We start from the raw sequence: 18,633 nt of genomic DNA, 5'->3' as shown, positions 1-18,633 counted from the left end.
GGATCCGTGCGGCCTCGCCAAGGGAGGCTTGCCGCGATGCGGGTGCGTGAGCTTCAGTCGAGTTTCACGCCGGCGCGCTTGACGACCTCGGCCCACTTCGGGATGTCGCTGCGCATCAATTCCGCCAGCGCCTCGGGCGTCGAGGATTCCAGGATCAGGCCTTCCTCGGCGAAGCGCTTCTTCATGCCGGGGTTTTCCAGCGCCTTGACGAGCATGGGCTGCAGCTTGTCGACGACCGCTTGCGGCACGCCCTGAGGCGCCACGACCGCGTACCAGGTGGTGGCGTCCAGGCCCTTGATGCCGCTTTCGGCCGCCGTGGGCACGTCAGGCACGGCCGACAGGCGCTGATTTCCGGTAATGGCCAGCGCGCGCACCTGCTTGGCGCGGTATTGCTGCAGCATTTCGGCCACCTGCGTTACACCCATGTCCAGTTCGCCCGACACCATGGCCATGACCACGGGCGCGCTGCCCTTGTAGGGCACATGGACCATGGCGCCCTTCAAGTTCACATTGAGCAGCTCGCCGGTCAGGTGCGTGATGCTGCCCGCGCCGGACGAACCGTAGTCCAGCGAGCCGGGCTGAGCGGCGGCGGCATCGATCAGTTCACGCAGGTTGTTGGCCTTCACGCCGGGATTCACGGCGAACACCAGCGGGCTTCGGCCCACCAGCGTGAGCGGCGTGAAGTCCTTGAGCGGGTCGTAGCTGAGCTTGGTGTAGAGGCTGGGCGCGGTCGCCAGCGTGGATACGTTGCCCAGCAGCAGGGTGTAGCCGTCGGGCGCGGCCTTGGCCACGGAGGCGGTGCCGATGGTGCCGCCCGCGCCAGCGCGGTTCTCGACCACCACGGTGGAGCCATAAGCCTCGTTCAGGCTCTTGGCCAGCGCGCGCGCCAGCGTGTCGGCCGCGCCGCCCGGCGGGAACGGCGTGACGAGCCGGATCGGCTTGTCCGGATAGGACTGCTGCGCAAGCGCCGCCGCCGGCGCCGCGACGGCGAACGCAAGAGCGCCCGCCAGCACGCCGAGCTTCCTGTTTATCCAAATGGTCATGCTTGTCTCCTTGTTGTGATGGTTCTTCTGCGCGAGCCCTCAGCGGGGCGGATGGGTAGCGAGCCAGTGGCGCGCAATGTCCGCGCGGCGGCAGATCCACACGCCCGGCTGGCGCGATACGTAATCGAGAAAGCGCTCCAGGCCGGCGGCGCGGCCAGGATGGCCGACCAGCCGCAGATGCAGGCCCACCGACATCATCCGGGGACGCTCGGCGCCCTCGCGGTACAGCATGTCGAACGCGTCCTTCAGGTAGTCGAACAGGTCCTGGCCGGTGGCCATGCCGCCGCGGATGAACTTGGCGTCGTTGTTGGCCAGCCCGTAGGGCAGGATCAGGTGGGGCCGGCCGTCCACTTCCACGTAGTACGGCAGCTCGTCGTTATAGGCGTCGGAGTCGTAGAGGAAGCCGCCTTCCTCGGCCACCAGCTTACGGGTGTGGATGCCGGGGCCATAACGGCAGTACCAGCCCTGCGGGCGGGCGCCCACCGACGCCTCGATGGACGCAACGGTGCGGCGGATGCGCTCGCGTTCCTCTTCCTCGCTCAGGTTCTGGTGGCGCTCCCAGCGCCAACCGTGGGCGCATACGTCCCAGCCTGCCTCGCGGATGGCGGCGCACACCTGCGGATTGCGCTCCAGCGCAAGGCCGCAGCCGAAGATGGTGGCGGCCATGCCGCGCTCGCGCAGCAGGCGCGCAACGCGCCAGAAGCCCACGCGGCTGCCGTACTCGAACATGGATTCCGCCGCCAGGTCGCGGCCGGCGAAACCGCCGCCCCCGCCTTCCGTCAGCGCGGACTCCGAGACCTCGTCGCCATCGGGCACGGACAGTTCGCCGCCTTCTTCATAGTTCACGCACAGGTTCAGCGCGATCCGGGCGCCGTCCGGCCACTGCGCGTGAGGCAGGTCCGCGCCGTAGCCGACGAAGTCGCGCCGCAGGTGGGGATAATCGGGTTGCATGGAGATTTCCTCGTTCAACGGGAAAAACCGGGCGGCACGATGTCGACTGACGCGGCCACTTCCAGGAATTCATCGTCGCCTTCGTCCGCCAGCGTCATCGCGACGGCGAACTGGGCCGGGGCGCGCAGCACGGACAGGCCCTGATGCCAGACGCCGGCCCGGTAGCACACGCCCTGGCTGCCGGAGGCGATGAAGGCGCGCAGGCGGGACAGGTCGGGCGCGCCGCCCTCGCCGTCGGGCGCGACCACGACCAGGTACGGCGCGTTGTCCAGCGGGATGAAGGTTTGCGACGAATAGGGATGGCGTTCCAGCAGCGCGACCGGGCTGGGCCAGGCAAGCGCCGCGTCGATCCGGCTGACCCACATGGCAGGCCGGCATGCGGGCGCCGCATGGGCGAAGGGCAGGCTCAGATGGCGGCGCCGCGCGCTGCCGCCATGCTCGACCACTTCGCCGAATTCGGCGAAGCCCTCGGAGGTCAGGGGTTCGGCCACGACGCGGCGCATCGGATCAGCCTTCATGGGGCAGGTATCCCAAGGTCTTGGCGAAGGCGCGGCGCACATTGTCCAGGTGCGCCGCCATGGCCTGGCGCGCCCCTTCGCCATCGCCCGCCTGCAAGGCCTCGACGATGGCCAAGTGCTCGCCGCGCGCCTGCACGGAGCGTTCCGCCAGCCGTTCCACGTTGCACAGGCGCGCGCGACGGCGGGCGTCGGCGATCATCGCGGCCATCGATTTATTGCCGCAATGGGCGGAGATCAGGTCGTGGACCTCGTTGTCGGCGGTCCAGGTGGATTCGCCGCCCGCGGCGCTATGGCGCATCACGTCTTCCAGGCGCGCCTTGACCGAGGCCAGCTTGGCGCCCGGGATCCGGCCGGCGGCCATGGCCGCCGCCTCGCCTTCCAGCAGGCGGCGGATCTGCAGCAGTTCGAGCAATTCGGTGGCGCCGAACTCCTGCACCACCACGGCGCCATTGGACAGGCGCTTGAGGATGCCCTCGCCCAACAAGCGGTTCAGCGCCGCGCGCATCGGCGTGCGCGAAACATTCAATTCTTCGGACAGGCGGCGCTCTTCCATCACCTCGCCAGGGCCGGTGCGGCGGGACGCGATACGGTCCAGCAAGGCCTGGTAGGTGCGTTCGGATACGCTCAGCGCCGGGCCGTCGCCGGCAAGATCTTCGAATGATTCCTGGTTCATTTTCCTATTGCGGTCCCGGTGGGATCCCACTTGAATACCAGCTGAACTATAGCCTGGCCGGCGTCAGCGCGGCACGGCGGGCAAAGGGAAAAGACTAGGGAAAAACCCGCGATCCGGAAGAAACAGGCGCACAAACGCCTGAGCCGCCGCGGACACGCCGGGCGGAACGGTCGGGGAATGCTAGAGGAAAGCCCGCCCGGATGCTGCGGGCGGGGGAGGTCAGTAACCGACCGTCAGGCCGGGCAGATCCACCGTGATGCGCGGGCGCTCAAGGGCCAGCGCCAGGTTGTCCGCGAATTCGCGGGCTTCTTTTTCATCGGTGGACAGGGTGTCGTAGCCCAGCGCGTCCGCCACCCCCAGCACCTTATCCAGCAGCAGGACCTTGCCGCTGGGGCGCAGCGGTTCGCAGCCCAGCGTTTCCCAGGCGCCGTCGAACCAGTCGCGCGCCTCGGCCTGGCGCTGCGGGGAGGGCTCCACGTCGGCGGAAAGGTCCAGCGTACGGCGGGGGTCGAAAACAATCGTGATATCGCTGCGCATCGGGATTCCTTCTAAGAGTGCCAGGCGAGAAGCGTAGGCAAAAAGGGCCGGCCAGATTGTCGGTCCGGCGACATTGCCCGGCCGCCTACCAGCCGCGCGACACTTCCCAGGTGACTTCCGCGTTGGCCGCCAGGGACTGGCGCATCATGTCCAGCAGGGGGAAGGCGCGCTCCTTCATGCCCACCATGCGGGCCATCGGGGGCACGGGCGCCTTGTCGACGTCGTCTTCCTCGCTGCCCTCGTGGGCACGCTGGTATTCGTCGATCGCGCGCTCGATGCCGGTGATGGCGGGTTGCAGCTGCTCCACGGTGAAGACGCCGCGCTCCGGGATCTTGTCGCCGAAGGACTTGCCGGCCGCCTGCAACAGCGCGCCCGCATGGTCGGTCAGCATCAGGACCTCGGCCACGACCTTGGAGTGAAAGGTGATCAACATATTCGTCTCCACAATGATTACTTACATACACTACCGCAACGCCCGGGGGATGCCAACTGGCCGCGGGACGGATGTCCGCCAGGGCCTGCCTTTCGTCCCTGGAACAGGCCCGGCCGGAGGCACCTCGTGCCGGGCCAGGCCCTGTCCGGAAGCCAAATCAAGCTATGATTCAGGAGATTCCCGTGACGGGAAAACCTGCGCCGCCCAGGAATCGGGCACGCGCGCGGTCCCTGTCCGTACAGCAGGCGGCGCCTCGTCCTGCCTGCCCCGCCCGCCAGGCACGCGGGCGCGTCCGCCACTAACTCAGAACTTCTCCAGACGCCCATGCTCCTCGAGCAACAGAAACAGCTTATCTCCCTGATCCAGGCCGCCGTCGCGCAAAGCCTGCCCGACAGCCAGGCCGATACGGCCCGAGCCAACGTGCTGCTGGAACGCCCCAAGGTCGCCGCCCACGGCGATGTCGCCACCAACGTGGCCATGCAGCTGGCCAAACCGGCCCGCCGCAATCCGCGCGAACTCGCCCAGGCCATCGTGGACGCCCTGATGGCGCAGCCCGGCGCCGCCGACCTGATCGAAAGCGCCGAGATCGCCGGCCCCGGCTTCATCAATCTGCGCGTCACCGCCGCGGCCCGCCAGGCCGTCATCGCGGCCGTGGCCGAGCAGGGCGCCGACTTCGGCCGCGCCCCGCGCAGCGGCGAGAAGATCCTGGTCGAATTCGTGTCGGCCAACCCCACCGGCCCGCTGCACGTGGGCCATGCCCGCCAGGCCGCCCTGGGCGACGCCATCTGCCGCCTGTACGACGCCAACGGCTGGGACGTCACCCGCGAGTTCTACTACAACGACGCCGGCAACCAGATCAACAACCTGGCCATCAGCGTGCAGGCCCGCGCCCGCGGCCTGACGACCGATTCCCCCGACTGGCCCGCCGACGGCTACAAGGGCGACTACATCGCCGACATCGCGCGCGACTTCCAGGCCGGCGCGACCGTCCATTCCGACGGCGTGGACGTCACCGCCACGGGCAACGTCGACAACCTGGACGATATCCGCGTCTTCGCCGTGGCCTACCTGCGCCGCGAACAGGATCTGGACCTGCAAGCCTTCGGCCTGGCCTTCGACAATTACTACCTGGAAAGCTCGCTCTATACCTCCGGCCGGGTCGAAGCCACGGTCAAGGCGCTGATCGCCGGCGGCCATACCTACGAGGAAGGCGGCGCGCTGTGGCTGCGCACCACCGAACTCGGCACGGGCGACGACAAGGACCGCGTCATGCGGAAAAGCGAAGGCGGCTACACCTATTTCGTGCCCGACGTGGCCTATCACAAGGCCAAGTGGGAGCGCGGCTTCCATCGCGCCGTGAACATCCAGGGCAGCGACCACCACGGCACCGTGGCGCGCGTGCGCGCCGGGCTGCAGGCGCTGGAAGAAGGCATCCCCAAGGACTACCCGTCCTATGTGCTGCACAAGATGGTCAAGGTGATGCGCGGCGGCGAAGAGGTCAAGATCTCCAAGCGCGCCGGCAGCTACGTGACCATGCGCGACCTGATCGACTGGGTGGGCCGCGACGCCGTGCGCTACTTCCTGATCCAGCGCCGCGCCGACACTGAATTCGTGTTCGACGTGGACCTGGCGCTGTCCAAGAGCGACGAGAATCCCGTCTACTACATCCAGTACGCGCACGCCCGCATCTGCTCGGTGGTGGCCAATGCAGCCATGCCGGCCGCCGACGTGGCGCAGGCCGACGCCGCGCTGCTCACCGCACCCACCGAATTCGCCCTGATGCAACGCCTGGCCGAATTCCCGAACGTGATCGCCCTGGCCGCGCAGGAACTGTCCCCGCACCACATCGCCTTCTGGCTGCGTGATTGCGCCTCGGATTTCCACGCCTGGTACAACGCCGAGCGCGTGCTGGTCGACGACACGGCGCTGAAGCTGGCACGCCTGCGCCTGGCCTCGACCACGCGCCAGGTGCTGGCCAACGGCCTGGAGTTGTTGGGCGTGTCCGCGCCCGAGCGGATGTAACATCGGTTCATGGCAACAAAGCGCAAAACCTCCCGCCGTTCCTCCGGCGAAAGCGGCAGCACCCTGTACGGGGCGCTGGCCGGCCTGCTCCTCGGCCTGATCGTGGCCGCCGTCGTCGCCTTCTACGTCACCAAGGCGCCCGTGCCCTTCGTGGACCGGGCCAGCCGCCAGGGCGACACGGGCAAGCTGCCCGATCCCCGCCAGGCGCCGGACCCCAACGCCGGCCTGTACGGCCGCGATGGCGGCGCGGGCGCCGCGCCCACGGGCCCCACCGCAACCGCCCCCGCGCCGCTGCCCGGCGCCGGCGTTGCCAAGCCCGACGAGCCGCCTTCCAAGATGGACGACCTGGGCGCGCTGATCGCAACCTTGCCCTCCACCCGGCAGCAGCCCGCCGCGACGGCGCCGGCTCCCGCCACGCCGCCCACGCCCATTTCGAAGGCCGCCCCGGCGCCGGCCGCCAAGCCGGCCCCCGCGGCTTCCGCGGCTACCGGCACGTACTATCTGCAGGCAGGCGCCTTCCGGGGCGAGAACGACGCGGAATCGCTCAAGGCCCGCATCATCCTGCTGGGCCTGCCGGTGGCCGTGCAAAAGGCGGAAGTGAACGGCAAGCCCATCAACCGGGTCAGGGTGGGGCCGTTCGCCCGCCTGGACGACATGAACCGCGCCCGCGGCAGGCTGGGCGAAAACAAAATCGAAACCGCGGTGGTGCGCCAGTAAGGCGCGCCCCACAGGCGCAGGCATTGAACTTATCCGGCCCTGGCCCTGTCTGTAACTTTTTACTCAGGAACCTCTCATCCATGGTGTCCCCCAAGATTATCCGCATCCTGGCCGCGGCCGCGTTGGCCGCCACGGCGTTCTTCAGCCCGGCGAGCCATGCCCAAGGCACGCAGCAATACGTACCCATCAATCCGCCGCTGCCGTCGGATACCCCGGGCAAAGTGGAAGTGCTGGAATTCTTCGCCTACACCTGCCCGCACTGCGCCGCGATCGAGCCGCTGGTCGAGGACTGGGTCAAGACCGCGCCGCCGGACGTGGTGCTCAAGCAGATCCCCATCGCCTTCAACGCCGGCATGAAGCCGCTGCAGCAGCTCTACTACACGCTGCTGGCGCTGGACCGTCCTGACCTGCACGCCAAGGTCTTCACCGCCATCCACGGCGAGCACAAGCGCCTGTTCGACAAGAAGGCCATGGGCGACTGGGTTGCGTCCCAGGGCGTGGATCGCGCCAAGTTCGATTCGGTCTTCGATTCGTTCAGCGTGCAGACGCAAGTGCAGCGCGCCAGCCAGCTGGCCGACGCCTACCGCATCGAGGGTACCCCGTCGTTCGCCGTGGGCGGCAAGTTCATGACCTCGCCGGTCATGGCAGGCAACAGCTATGAAGGCGCGTTGAAGGAAGTGGATCGCCTGATCCCCATGGCGCGCAACTGATCCGCCCCCAGCAAGGATTCCGACGCCCCGAGCCTCTCCGGCCGGGGCGTTTCTGTTTTGGCCAGGGCTCGGCCGGCACAGCATGCGCCGCGTCGGGAGCGCCCGCCCGCGCTACACTTTCCGCACAATAATTCGCCGCCACGGCGGCATCCAACGGGTGGAAGAAATGAGACAGCAATTCCTGCGCAGCAGCGCGGCTGCCGGCCTGTGCCTGGCGTTGGCCGCGGGCCTGGCCCATGCCAGCGACGCCGAGGGCGTGAAGATAGGCGTTCTTACCGACATGGCGGGCGTCACCGCCGACGCCACCGGCAAGGGTTCCGTCGAAGCGGCCCGGCTGGCCATCGAAGAAATGGGCGGCAGCGTGCTGGGCAAGCCCATCTCCCTGGTGTCGGGCGACCACCAGCACCGTCCCGACATCGGCAGCAGCATGGTGCGCAAGTGGTACGACACCGACGGCGTGGACGTGGTCGTGGACGTGCCCAACTCCTCGGTCGCGCTGGCGGTGCAGGGCATCGCGCGCGAGAAGAAGAAGCTGGTGCTGTTCTCCAGCCCCGGCACCACCGCGCTGTCGCAGGCGCAGTGCTCGCCCTATGGCGTGCAATGGACCTACACCACCTATGCGCTCTCCCGCGGCACGGCGACCGCGGTGGTGAACGAAGGCAACAAGCGCTGGTTCATCCTGGCCTCGGACTACGCCTTCGGCAAGCAGCTGGCGGCGGACACCGAGGCGGTGGTCAAGGCCAACGGCGGCGAGGTGGTGGGAACTGTCTACCACCCGCTGAACGCCTCGGACTTCGCGTCCTTCCTGCTGCAGGCGCAAGGATCCAAGGCGCAGATCATCGCCATCGCCAACGCGGGCGGCGATACCATCTCTGCCATCAAGCAGGCCGCGGAATTCGGCATCGGCAGCACGCAGCGCCTGGCGGCCATGCTGCTGCTTCTCACCGACGTGCACAGCCTGGGCCTGCAAGCGGCGCAGAAAACCTATCTGACCGTGCCTTCCTACTGGGACATGAACGACGGCACGCGCGCCTTCGCCAAGAAATTCGAGGCCCGCGTCGGCCGTCCGCCCACTTTCCTGCAGGCGGGCGTGTACGGCTCCGTGCGCCACTACCTGCAATCGGTAAAGGCGGCCGGCACCACGGATGCCGACGCCGTCATGGCGAAAATGAAATCGCTGCCCATCGACGATCCCTTCAGCCTGAACGCCCATATCCGCCAGGACGGCCTGGTGGTGCGCGACATGATGCTGGCGCAGGTCAAGACGCCGGAACAGTCCAAGGCGCCCTGGGACTACTACAACATCGTGCGCCGCATCCCCGGCGACACACTGGCCTGGCCGCTGTCGGAAAGCCAATGCCCCTTGGCCAAGCAATGAACCCGCCCCTGGCGCTGGCCGATTTCGGGAGCTTCTACGCGGGCGGCAGGCAGGTGCGCATCGCGGGCCAGCTGACGCGCGACATCGCGTTCACGCAAAGCGCCTCGCTGGCCTACGATCCCAACGGCCTGTATCACTTCGAGCAGGCCTACGTGCAGTATTTCGTCCCGGCGGAACTGGCTCATCCCTTGCCCATCGTGCTGCTGCATGGCGGCGGCATGACGGGCGCGATGTGGGAACAGACGCCGGACGGCCGGCCGGGCTGGCTGCAGCATTTCCTGCGCCAGGGCCACGCGGTCTACGTGGTCGACAACGTCGAACGCGGCCGCGCGGGCTGGGCGCCTTTCAAGGAAGTCTGGCCGGAGGCGCCCATCATCCGCAACGCCGAGGAAAGCTGGTCGCTGTTCCGGTTCGGGCGCGCCGAGGACTACACGGCGCGGCGCGCCTTCGATGGGCAGCGCTTCCCGATCGCCGCGTTCGACGAATTCATCCGCCACGCGGTGCCGCGCTGGCTGGGCAACAACAATGCCGCCCTGGAAGGATTCTGCGCGGCGCTCGACCGCATCGGCCCCTGCCTGGTGCTGGCGCACAGCCACGGCGGCGAGGTTGCCTACCGCGCCCTGCACGCCAGGCCGGGGTTGGTGCGCGGAGTCATCGGCGTGGAACCCTCGGGCTTCTCGCCCGAGGTGGACGCCGCCAGCGTGGCCAGCAAGCCGTTCCTGTTCGTCTATGGTGACTATCTGGACGCCACGCCGCTATGGGAACGGCTGTGCGCCACGGGCCAGGCCTATGCCGGCGAACTGGCGAGCCATGGCGCGCGCGTCGCCACGTGGCGCCTGGCCGACATGGGCGTGGCGGGCAATTCGCACATGCCCATGATGGACGACAACAGCGACGACATCGCGGCGCGCATCGGCGCCTGGATACGCGGCGCGGCGGCCTGAGGGCCGCGCGCGCCGGCGTTCAGCCCTGGACGGCCGCGGCCTTCTCCAGGGCCTGGGCCAGGTCGGCGATGATGTCTTCGGGCGACTCCAACCCGATGTGCAGGCGGACCAGCGCGTTGTCTCCTTCGCCCCAATAGCGGTGCTTGGCCAGGTCCTTGCCCGACACCAGCTGGACCAGGCTTTCGTAGCCGCCCCAAGAGAAGCCGATGCCGAACAGCGTCAGCGCATCGACGAACTCGCGCGCCGCCGCGGGCGACAGGCGCAGTTCGACGGAAAGCATGCCGTTGGAGCCCGTGCAATCCCGCTGCCACAGGGCGTGGCCCGGATCCTGCGGCCACGCCGGATGGAACAGGCGCACGGTTTCGGGACGGCTGTTCAGGAACTCGCACACCTGCAGCGCGTGGCGAGCGTGCTGCGCCATGCGGATCGGCATGGTGCGCACGCCGCGCAATGCCAGCCAGGCGTCGTCCGCGCTGATGGAATAGCCCATGGCGTACTGCGTGCGGTTCAGCTTGCGGGCGATCGCCTCGTCGTTGGTGACGACGGCGCCCAGCATCAGGTCGGAGTGCCCGCCCACATACTTGGTGCCGGCGATGACCGACACGTGCGCGCCCAAGGTCAGCGGGCGGTAGATATAGCCCGAACCCCAGGTGTTGTCGGTGGCCAGCACCAGGCCGTGGCGCTGCGCGACGGCGGCCATCGCCCCCATGTCCAGCATCTCGAACAGCAGCGAGCCCGGCGATTCCACGTACAGCAGCTTGGTATTCGGACGCACCAGCTCGTCCAGGTCTTCGCCCGCCGCGAAATAGGTGATGTCGATGTTCATGCGCTTCAGGACGGCGTCGTCCAGCTCGCGCATCGGCCCGTACACGCAGTCCGAGATCAGGGCGTGGTCGCCGGCCGAGCACAGGGCCATCATCACCATGGTCATCGCGGACAGCCCCGACGACGCCAGATAGCAGTGCGTGCCGCCTTCGAGCTGCGTGAAGACCTGCTCCAGCGCGGCATGCGTGTCCATGCCCATGCGGCCGTAGGTGCTCGCGCGCCCGCCGGCGGCCTTGCTGCGCTGAGCCTGCTCCAGCGCGGCGATATTCGCGAAGCGCACCGTGCTGGCCCGCATCGGAGGCAGCGGCACGGGCGCGGTGCCGGTCTCGGGGTTGAATGGGGCGGTGCCCGCGTGCTGCAGAAGCGTATCGATGTGTTTGGTAGGCATCTTGATGGTGACGGCTGCGAATGGACGAGAGGAAAGCGGATAGGTGAACCTTATCAGGCGCGGCGCGCCCTGTCGTGGGGACGGACCTGGGTCAGCCCACCCACGTGACGGTTTCGGACTGCGCCGCGCGGTTCGTGCGGTAGCTGTTGGCGGGGTGCGACGCGTCCGCATAGCCGAAGGAAATGCCGCAGACCACGCGCCGCCCCGCCGGTATGCCGAGTTCCTCGCGCAGCACTTCCGGATACATGGCGAGCGAGGCCTGCGCCACGGCCGCCACGCCGTTGGCCTGGGCCGCCAGCATGAAATTGGCGACATAGCCGCCGCAATCCACCGCGCCGTACTCGCCCAGCGCCTCGTCGGTGGTGATGATGGCCACGTGCGGCGCGTCGAATAGCTGGAAGTTGCGCATTTCCTGGCGCCGGTAGGCCTCGCGGTCGCCGCGCGCCACGCCCACCGCGCCGTAGAGCTGGAAGCCCGATTCGCGTCGGCGGGCGAGGTATTCGCCCTGATATTCGCGCGGGAATGGGAAATCCGGGGTGAAGCCCGCCTGGCCGGCGCGGCGCTGCAACGCGCCGCGCAAGCGCTCCGTGCCCGCGCCCTCGGTGATCGCCACCTGCCAGGGCTGGCAGTTGCACCAGGAAGCCGTGCGCTGCGCCAGGTCCAGGATGCGTTCGATCGTGGCGCGCGGAACCGGCTCGGGCAGAAATGCTCGGCAGCTATGGCGCGCGCGCAACCACGCTTCCAGCGCGGAATCCGGGCGCGGATCGGCGTGGGACGGGCTTTCCGGGCGTGGCTGCGTGGCGGACCGGGGCATGGTTTTGTCTCTCCTGGTCGGGGCCCGGGAGGTCCCGGAGGGACGCATGGGGCGCTCATGATGTGTGGGGCTTTGCCTTTATGATGCCATCTCCGGCCCTTGCGTAGACGACCGACCCGTTCCAGGCGAGATCCCATGCTGCCCATCGATACCCTGATTGCATTCTTCGGCATTGCCGTCCTGCTGGCCCTGACCCCGGGGCCCGACAATCTGTTCGTGCTGATGCAATCGGCCATCTGGGGCCGCAAGGCGGGCATGTTCGTGGTGTTGGGGCTGTGCACCGGGCTGCTGGGCCACACGGCGGCCGTGGCCGTGGGGCTGGCCGCCGTATTCGCGGCCTCGCCCATGGCCTTCACCGTGCTCAAGCTGGCCGGCGCCGCCTACCTGGCGTACCTGGCCTGGCAAATCCTGCGCGCGCCTGTCGGAGGCAGCGCCGGAACGCGGCCCGAACCCATGAAGCCGGGCGCGCTGTACCGCCGCGGCATCGTAATGAATCTGACCAATCCGAAGGTGCTGCTGTTCTTCTTCGCCTTCCTGCCGCAGTTCACCTCGCCGGCCCTGGGACCGGTTGGCGTGCAGACCATGCAGCTGGGCGCGGTATTCATGGTGTCCACGCTGCTGGTGTTCGGCGCCATCGCGTTCTTCTCGGGCGCATTCGGCGAACTGCTGCAGCGCTCGGCGACCGCCAAGCGCTGGCTGAACCGCATTGCCGCGCTGGTATTCGTGGGCCTGGCGCTGCGGCTGGCGACCGCAACGCGCTAAGGCGCGCGGCGGCGCCTCGCCTGCCGTAATCAGGCGGCTGAAAACCGCACGATCCCGTCCGCGCCTTGGGCGCGCTTGAGCTTGCCCTCGAAGTAGAGGGCATGCAGGTGCGCCAGCGCCTCGCCCATGGCGAAGGTCAGCTGGTGCAGGTCCAGCTTGCGCTTGAAGAGCACGGGCACGATGTCCGAGGTGGACTGCGCCTGGCCCGTACAGGCTTCCAGCACTTCCGCAAGACGGTCGCGGTGGTGGTCGTGCTGCTGCTTGATGCGTTCGTGCAGGCCCTTGAAGGGACGGCCGTGAGCCGGCAGCACCAGCGTGTCGTCAGGCAGGTCCGCGTAGCGGTCCAGCGAGCGCAGGTACAGGGGCAGGGGGTTCGCGTCCGGCTCGTAGTCGAACACGCTGACGTTGGTGGAAATGCGCGGCAGCACCATATCGCCCGAGATCAGCACGGCCAGGTCCGGGGAGAACAGCGACGCATGTTCCGGCGCATGCCCGTAGCCCACGATCACGCGCCAGTCGCGCCCCCCGATGCGGACCTGGTCGCCGTGCAGGATGCGCGTGTAGCGCGACGGCATCGCCGGCACCAGATTGGGATAGTAGTTGGCGCGCTGGCGGATCTGTTCCTGCGCGTCCGGGTCGATGAGCCCATGGCGGGCGAAATGCTCGACCGCCGATTGGCCGCCGGGGCCCGCGCCCGCGTCGCCGCGGCGCGACGACCACAGCGAGGCCACCATGAAATCGGTCATCGTCATCCACAGGCCAGCGTTCCAGCGTTCGCACAGCCAGTGCGCCAGGCCGACGTGGTCGGGGTGCATGTGCGTGACCAGCACGCGCAGCACGGGCAGGCCCTCGAGCTCGTTCTCGAAGACCTGTTCCCACAGTGTCTTCACCTCGTCGCGCGCGATGCCGCAGTCGACGATGGTCCAGCCGTCCCTGCCGTCGATGTTGTCGCGCAATAGCCAGAGGTTGATATGATCCAGCGCGAACGGCAAAGGCATCCGTATCCATTTGACCCCTTCGGCCACCACGTGCGCCCGGCCGGCCTCGGGCTGGAAGTCGGCCCAGGGGTACTGCAGTTTCTGCTCGTTGGGGTTCATTGCCTCTCGCTCCACGCTTGACGTTCCGGTCAAGTCATCATAATTTACGTTTACGTAAACTGCCATACCTCGCATGCCCTCGTCAACCTGGACCATCTCCGAACTCGCCCGCGAGTTCGACGTCACGCCCCGCACGATCCGCTTCTATGAAGACCAGGGGATCGTCAGCCCGGCGCGCGAGGGGCGCAACCGCATTTTCGGGCCGCGCGACCGCACGCGCCTGAAGCTGGCGCTGCGCGGCAAGCGGTTGGGTTTGCAGCTGTCCGAGATCCTGACCCTGATCGACATGTACGACGGGCCCGGCGACACCGAAGTCCAGCTGCGCCAATACCTGAGCGTACTGCAACAGCATCGCGCCACCCTGGAACAGCAGCGCCGCGACATCGAAGACACCCTGCAGGAAATCTCGCTGCAGGAACAGCAGTGCCGCGAGCTGCTCGCCCAGAAGCCCTGAAGAACGCGGCCATTCCGCGGCTGCCCGCGGGCTAGGACCGGACCAGCGTCCGCGTCAGCGCCTGCGCCATGGCGCGCAGCCGCCCCGCGTCTCCCTCGATACGTTCCATGACCGCCAGGCCCCGGGCAAAGGTGATGAGCAGGTCCGCCGTTTCCGCAGGCCCCAGGACCAGCGCCGCCCGCATGGACGGCGCCGCCAGCGCCTCGCCGACGAGCTGGCGCAGGTCGCCGATCAAGCCGGCCAGGCGGCCGCGGATTTCGGGGCCCGCCGCATCCAGAGCCGTGGCCGTGCGGGTCGTGAGGCAGCCGCGCGAGGGCTGGCCGATGGTCATGTTGGCGATGGCCACCTCGAAAAAACGCAGCAATGCCGTCCGGGCGTCCGGCGCGTCGAGCGCCTTGCGCGTCTCGGCCAGGAAGCGGTCTGCGTAAATGCCGAAGGCCAGCAGGAATAGGGGTTCCTTGCCGCCGTAGGCGTGGTACAGCGAACCGCGCTGGACGTCCGCGGCCTCGGCCAGGTCCGCCATGGAGGCGGCCTGCCAGCCCTTCAGCCGGAACACGTCGAGCACGGGCGCGACGATCGTGCTGGGCCTGCTCGTCGTGACGGCGGGGATGGCGTTGACGATGTTCCGGCCGCGCCGCAAGGCGGGCCGGGACGCGCCCGTGGCGGGCGCGGCGCCGGAGGCCGCCGGAACGGCCGCGGACGGGAAGGCGTAGTTCAATCCGCCTTGATGTTGCCTTCCTTGATGAGGCGGGCGTTGCTTGCGTATTCCGCCTGCACCTGCTTGGCGAAGGCGTCGCCGGCGGCGGTGCCCGGTTGCAGGTAGGACTTGGCCAGCAGGTCCTGGAACTCGGCGCTGGCCACGGCCTTCGCCAGGGCGGCCTGCAAGGACTGCGCCACCGCGGGCGGCAGGTTCGCTGGCGCGAACACGCCGAAGTTCGAGTAGTACTGCGCCTGCGGCAGCTTCAGCTCGGCCATGGTGGGCACGTCCGGCCAGGCGGCCAGGCGCTGGGGCGCCATCACGGCCAGCGGCTTGAGCGCGCCGTTGGCGACGTGCGGCAGCACCACATCGCTATTGACCACCAGCAGCTCCACCACGCCGCCCAGCCCGTCGGTCAGCGCCTGGCTGTTGCCGCGGTAGGGCACGTGCAGCATCTTGGTGCCCGTCTGCGCGGTGACCGCCGCCATGCCGATGTGAGCCACGGTGCCCTGGCCCGGCGTGCCGTAGCGCACGCCTTCTGGATGCGATTTGGCGTAGTCGACGAGGCCCGCGAAGTCCTTCACGGGCAGCGCCTTGGTCGCCACGATGGCGACCGGCGCCACGGCCACGCTGGCCACCGGCGTCAGGTCCTTCATCGGGTCGTAGTTGGTCTTGGCCAGGTGCGGGAAGATCGTCAGCGGACTGGTGGACGCCAGCAGCAACGTCGTGCCGTCCGGCTGCGCGCGCGCCACGTAGTCGGTGCCGACGGACGCGCCCGCGCCCGGCTTGTTCTCGACGATGACCGTCGCATTGGCCTCTTTGCGCAGCACGTCGCCCAGGCGGCGGCCGATCGCATCGGCGCTGCCGCCGGCGGTGTAGGGCACGACCAGCGTGATGGGCTTGGCCGGCCAGGCTTGCGCCATCGCGCCGCCCGCCATGATCGCCAGGGCCGCCCCCGCGGCCCCGATCAGCAAAGTCTTCTTTTTCATATTGTCCTAGTGATGTTGCGTAGCACTGCGTTGGATAAAGCGGGGCTGGCGCGGCGCTCAGGCCGCCAGGTAGCGTTGCGCCAGGCGCACCCAATACGATGCGCCCGCCGGAATCAGGGCATCATTGAAGTCGTAGCTGGCGTTATGCAGCATGCAAGGGCCCAGGCCGTGGCCCGCCATGCGGTGCTCGCCGTCGCCATTGCCCAGGAACACATAGCAGCCGGGCTTTTCTTGCAGCAGGAACGCGAAGTCCTCCGAGGCCATGGCCGGTTCGATCGTCAGCGCGCGGTCTTCGCCCACGACCTCGCGCATGACTTCCATGCAGAACCCGGTCTCGGCCACGGTGTTGACCAGCGCCGGGTAGCGGCGTTCGAAGAACACCTCCGCCTCGCAGCCGTGCGCGGCCGCGATGCTGCCGGCGATTTCGTTCATGCGGCGCTCGATCAGGTCCACCACCGCGGTGCTATAGGCACGCACCGAGCCGCCCAGCCAGGCGGTATTCGGAATGACGTTGATCACGCTGCCGCCGGCCTGCACTTGCGTGATGGATAGCACGGCGGCGTCCAGCGGGCGTTTGCTGCGCGTCAGGATGGTCTGCAGCGACTGGCCGATGGCGAACAGCGCCGGCACCGGGTCATTGCAATCCTGCGGCGCCGCGGCATGGCCGCCCTTGCCCTTGACCGTGATCTTGAAACCGTTGGCCGCCGCCATCATCGGGCCCGCGCACACGCCGAACGAACCGGCGGGCAAACCAGGCCAGTTGTGCATGCCGAACACGGCTTCGCACGGGAAGCGCGCGAACAGGCCGTCCTGGATCATGGCGCGGCCGCCCGCGCCGCCTTCCTCGGCCGGCTGGAAGCACAGGTACACCGTGCCGTCGAAGCCGCCCGCCGTCTGCAGGTGCCGGGCCGCGGCCAGCAGCATGGCCGTGTGGCCGTCATGGCCGCAGCCGTGCATCTTGCCGTCATGGCGCGAACGGTGCTCGAACTGATTTTCCTCCTGCATGGGCAGCGCGTCCATGTCGGCGCGCAGCATGATGGCGCGGCCGGACGTGCCCCGCTTGATCACGCCGACCACGCCCGTCTTGGCGATGCCGGTGTGCGTCTCGATGCCCCAGCCGCGCAGCGTGTCCGCCACGACCTTGGCCGTGCGGTGCTCTTCGTAGCAGAGCTCGGGATGCATGTGGATATCGCGCCGCAGCGCCACGATTTCGTCTAGATTGGATAGTTCGAGCACGGCAACTCCGTCGCGGTGGTACAGGATTTCAGGGACAGATTCGAATATTACTCATCGGCCCTCCGCGAGAAATCACGTTTCCCCTAGGGATAACCCGACTCCAATTTACGTTTACGTAAACGTAATATTTGCAGTGCATCATTGCGCGGCGATGGCGGATCGGCGCATCATGGGCCCACCTGAGGCGGCGTGGCGCGGAGCACGGGCATCCATAAGAATGTAAGTACCCACTATCACGGAGACATCGATGAATCTTCCCGGCCTGAACTTCGACTTGGGCGAAGACCTGGACATGCTGCGCGACGCCGTGCGCAATTTCGCGCAGGCCGAGATCGCGCCACGCGCGGCCGAAGTCGACCGCAGCGACCAATTCCCCATGGATCTCTGGCGCAAATTCGGCGAACTCGGCGTGCTGGGCATGACGGCCGACGAGGAATATGGCGGCGCCAACCTGGGCTATCTGGCCCATATGGTGGTAATGGAGGAAATCTCGCGCGCCAGCGCGTCGGTGGGCCTGTCCTACGGCGCCCACTCCAACCTGTGCGTGAACCAGATCAACCGCAACGGCACGGCGGCCCAGAAAGCCAAGTACCTGCCCAAGCTGATTTCCGGCGAGCATATCGGCGCCCTGGCCATGAGCGAGCCGGGCGCGGGTTCCGACGTGGTCAGCATGAAGCTGCGCGCCGACAAGAAAGGCGACCGCTACGTGCTCAACGGCACCAAGATGTGGATCACCAACGGCCCCGACGCGGACACGCTCGTGGTCTACGCCAAGACGGATCCCGAAGCGCGCCAGCGCGGCATCACCGCCTTCCTGGTGGAAAAGGGCTTCAAGGGCTTTTCCATCGCGCAGAAGCTCGACAAGCTGGGCATGCGCGGCAGCCACACCGGCGAGCTGGTGTTCCAGGATTGCGAGATCCCCGAAGAAAACGTGCTGGGCCAGGTCAATGGCGGCGTCAAGGTGCTGATGAGCGGCCTGGACTATGAACGCGCCGTGCTGTCCGGCGGCCCCCTGGGCATCATGCAGGCCGTGATGGACGTGGTGGTGCCCTACATCCACGACCGCAAGCAGTTCGGCCAGGCCATCGGCGAATTCCAGCTGATCCAGGGCAAGGTCGCCGACCTGTACACCACGCTGCAGGCCAGCCGCGCCTTCTGCTACCAGGTGGGCAAGAACCTGGACAAACTGGGCACGGAACACGTGCGCCAGGTCCGCAAGGACTGCGCCGCGCTGATCCTGTACACGGCCGAGAAGGCCACCTGGATGGCGGGCGAAGGCGTGCAGATCCTGGGCGGCAACGGCTACATCAACGAATACCCGGTGGGCCGCCTGTGGCGCGACGCCAAGCTGTACGAGATCGGCGCCGGCACCAGCGAAATCCGCCGCATGCTGATCGGCCGCGAGCTGTTCAACGAAACCGCCTGACCCCAGGCCGAGCCCCGCC

Annotated in this window: 20 protein-coding genes; 8 read left to right on the top strand and 12 right to left on the bottom strand. The window is 68.0% G+C overall.

Translation table 11 applies throughout. The annotated features are described in order from the left end of the window. Positions 1-53 precede the first annotated feature (53 nt). The 6 genes from JL37_RS00905 to JL37_RS00880 form a co-directional block, all read right to left on the bottom strand. The gene (locus JL37_RS00905) at positions 54-1,043 is read right to left on the bottom strand and encodes a tripartite tricarboxylate transporter substrate binding protein (protein WP_043541323.1); all 990 of its coding nucleotides are present in this window, start codon (positions 1,041-1,043) and stop codon (positions 54-56) included. Positions 1,044-1,082: 39 nt separating this feature from the next. Beyond that, a complete protein-coding gene (locus JL37_RS00900; protein ID WP_231570263.1) occupies positions 1,083-2,000 on the bottom strand; it encodes an allantoinase PuuE in 918 nt (305 codons plus the stop codon). An 8-nt stretch (positions 2,001-2,008) separates the two neighbouring features. Further along, on the bottom strand, positions 2,009-2,512 hold the full coding sequence (locus JL37_RS00895) for an ureidoglycolate lyase (RefSeq protein ID WP_052096723.1): 504 nt from the start codon (positions 2,510-2,512) through the stop codon (positions 2,009-2,011). Beyond that, positions 2,502-3,185 (bottom strand): GntR family transcriptional regulator, encoded by a 684-nt coding sequence (locus JL37_RS00890; protein ID WP_231570262.1) that lies wholly within the window; start codon positions 3,183-3,185, stop codon positions 2,502-2,504. Before JL37_RS00890 ends, JL37_RS00895 begins: the two co-directional genes overlap by 11 nt. Before the next feature lie 219 nt (positions 3,186-3,404). Beyond that, positions 3,405-3,722: a hypothetical protein gene (locus tag JL37_RS00885; protein WP_043541320.1), complete on the bottom strand. Its 318-nt coding sequence runs from the start codon at positions 3,720-3,722 to the stop codon at positions 3,405-3,407. 85 nt (positions 3,723-3,807) lie between these two features. Further along, positions 3,808-4,155 carry a DUF1840 domain-containing protein gene (locus JL37_RS00880; RefSeq protein WP_043541319.1) on the bottom strand — a complete coding sequence of 116 codons (348 nt, stop codon included), beginning with the start codon at positions 4,153-4,155 and terminating at the stop codon, positions 3,808-3,810. Between the two features lie 324 nt (positions 4,156-4,479). Between JL37_RS00880 and argS the strand changes: the two genes are divergently transcribed. From argS to JL37_RS00855, 5 genes are all read left to right on the top strand, one after another. Next, a complete protein-coding gene (gene argS, locus JL37_RS00875; protein ID WP_043541318.1) occupies positions 4,480-6,177 on the top strand; it encodes an arginine--tRNA ligase in 1,698 nt (565 codons plus the stop codon). A 9-nt stretch (positions 6,178-6,186) separates the two neighbouring features. Then, positions 6,187-6,894 (top strand): SPOR domain-containing protein, encoded by a 708-nt coding sequence (locus JL37_RS00870; protein ID WP_043541317.1) that lies wholly within the window; start codon positions 6,187-6,189, stop codon positions 6,892-6,894. 80 nt (positions 6,895-6,974) lie between these two features. Then, positions 6,975-7,604 carry a thiol:disulfide interchange protein DsbA/DsbL gene (locus JL37_RS00865; protein WP_043541316.1) on the top strand — a complete coding sequence of 210 codons (630 nt, stop codon included), beginning with the start codon at positions 6,975-6,977 and terminating at the stop codon, positions 7,602-7,604. 166 nt (positions 7,605-7,770) lie between these two features. Next, positions 7,771-8,982 carry an ABC transporter substrate-binding protein gene (locus tag JL37_RS00860; protein ID WP_043541315.1) on the top strand — a complete coding sequence of 404 codons (1,212 nt, stop codon included), beginning with the start codon at positions 7,771-7,773 and terminating at the stop codon, positions 8,980-8,982. After that, positions 8,979-9,926, top strand: coding sequence for an alpha/beta fold hydrolase (locus JL37_RS00855; RefSeq protein WP_231570261.1), 948 nt, complete (start codon positions 8,979-8,981; stop codon positions 9,924-9,926). The genes JL37_RS00860 and JL37_RS00855 overlap by 4 nt, the downstream gene beginning before the upstream one ends. 19 nt (positions 9,927-9,945) lie before the next feature. On the opposite strand, the gene metC is transcribed toward JL37_RS00855, so the two are convergent. Together metC and JL37_RS00845 are read right to left on the bottom strand one after the other, a co-directional pair. After that, complete coding sequence (gene metC, locus JL37_RS00850) at positions 9,946-11,139, bottom strand: cystathionine beta-lyase (protein ID WP_043541312.1); 1,194 nt, start codon at positions 11,137-11,139, stop codon at positions 9,946-9,948. A gap of 91 nt (positions 11,140-11,230) precedes the next feature. Further along, the gene (locus JL37_RS00845; protein ID WP_043541310.1) at positions 11,231-11,953 is read right to left on the bottom strand and encodes a nitroreductase; all 723 of its coding nucleotides are present in this window, start codon (positions 11,951-11,953) and stop codon (positions 11,231-11,233) included. A gap of 135 nt (positions 11,954-12,088) precedes the next feature. On the opposite strand from JL37_RS00845, the gene JL37_RS00840 reads away from it, so the two are divergent. Beyond that, the gene (locus JL37_RS00840) at positions 12,089-12,715 is read left to right on the top strand and encodes a LysE family translocator (RefSeq protein ID WP_043541309.1); all 627 of its coding nucleotides are present in this window, start codon (positions 12,089-12,091) and stop codon (positions 12,713-12,715) included. A gap of 29 nt (positions 12,716-12,744) precedes the next feature. Here JL37_RS00840 and JL37_RS00835 read toward each other — a convergent pair whose 3' ends face one another. After that, entirely contained in the window at positions 12,745-13,812 is a 1,068-nt protein-coding gene (locus JL37_RS00835) for an MBL fold metallo-hydrolase (RefSeq protein WP_043541308.1), read from the bottom strand. A 73-nt stretch (positions 13,813-13,885) separates the two neighbouring features. On the opposite strand from JL37_RS00835, the gene JL37_RS00830 reads away from it, so the two are divergent. After that, positions 13,886-14,266, top strand: coding sequence for a MerR family DNA-binding transcriptional regulator (locus JL37_RS00830; RefSeq protein WP_043541307.1), 381 nt, complete (start codon positions 13,886-13,888; stop codon positions 14,264-14,266). A gap of 31 nt (positions 14,267-14,297) precedes the next feature. On the opposite strand, the gene JL37_RS00825 is transcribed toward JL37_RS00830, so the two are convergent. Genes JL37_RS00825 through JL37_RS00815 form a run of 3 tightly spaced genes read right to left on the bottom strand, consistent with a single transcriptional unit; the run spans position 14,298 to position 17,188 of the window. Then, entirely contained in the window at positions 14,298-14,984 is a 687-nt protein-coding gene (locus tag JL37_RS00825) for a TetR/AcrR family transcriptional regulator (protein ID WP_231570260.1), read from the bottom strand. After that, positions 14,981-15,952, bottom strand: coding sequence for a tripartite tricarboxylate transporter substrate binding protein (locus JL37_RS00820; RefSeq protein ID WP_043541306.1), 972 nt, complete (start codon positions 15,950-15,952; stop codon positions 14,981-14,983). Before JL37_RS00820 ends, JL37_RS00825 begins: the two co-directional genes overlap by 4 nt. Before the next feature lie 57 nt (positions 15,953-16,009). Then, positions 16,010-17,188 carry a M20 aminoacylase family protein gene (locus tag JL37_RS00815; RefSeq protein ID WP_043541305.1) on the bottom strand — a complete coding sequence of 393 codons (1,179 nt, stop codon included), beginning with the start codon at positions 17,186-17,188 and terminating at the stop codon, positions 16,010-16,012. Between the two features lie 247 nt (positions 17,189-17,435). Between JL37_RS00815 and JL37_RS00810 the strand changes: the two genes are divergently transcribed. After that, entirely contained in the window at positions 17,436-18,614 is a 1,179-nt protein-coding gene (locus JL37_RS00810; protein WP_043541304.1) for an isovaleryl-CoA dehydrogenase, read from the top strand. Positions 18,615-18,633 lie beyond the last annotated feature (19 nt).

The organism is Achromobacter sp. RTa, assembly GCF_000757485.1.
In the GTDB taxonomy this organism is placed as follows: domain Bacteria; phylum Pseudomonadota; class Gammaproteobacteria; order Burkholderiales; family Burkholderiaceae_B; genus Achromobacter.
Note: the sequence above shows the minus strand (reverse complement) of the source record. Positions and strands in the feature narration are given on the sequence as shown.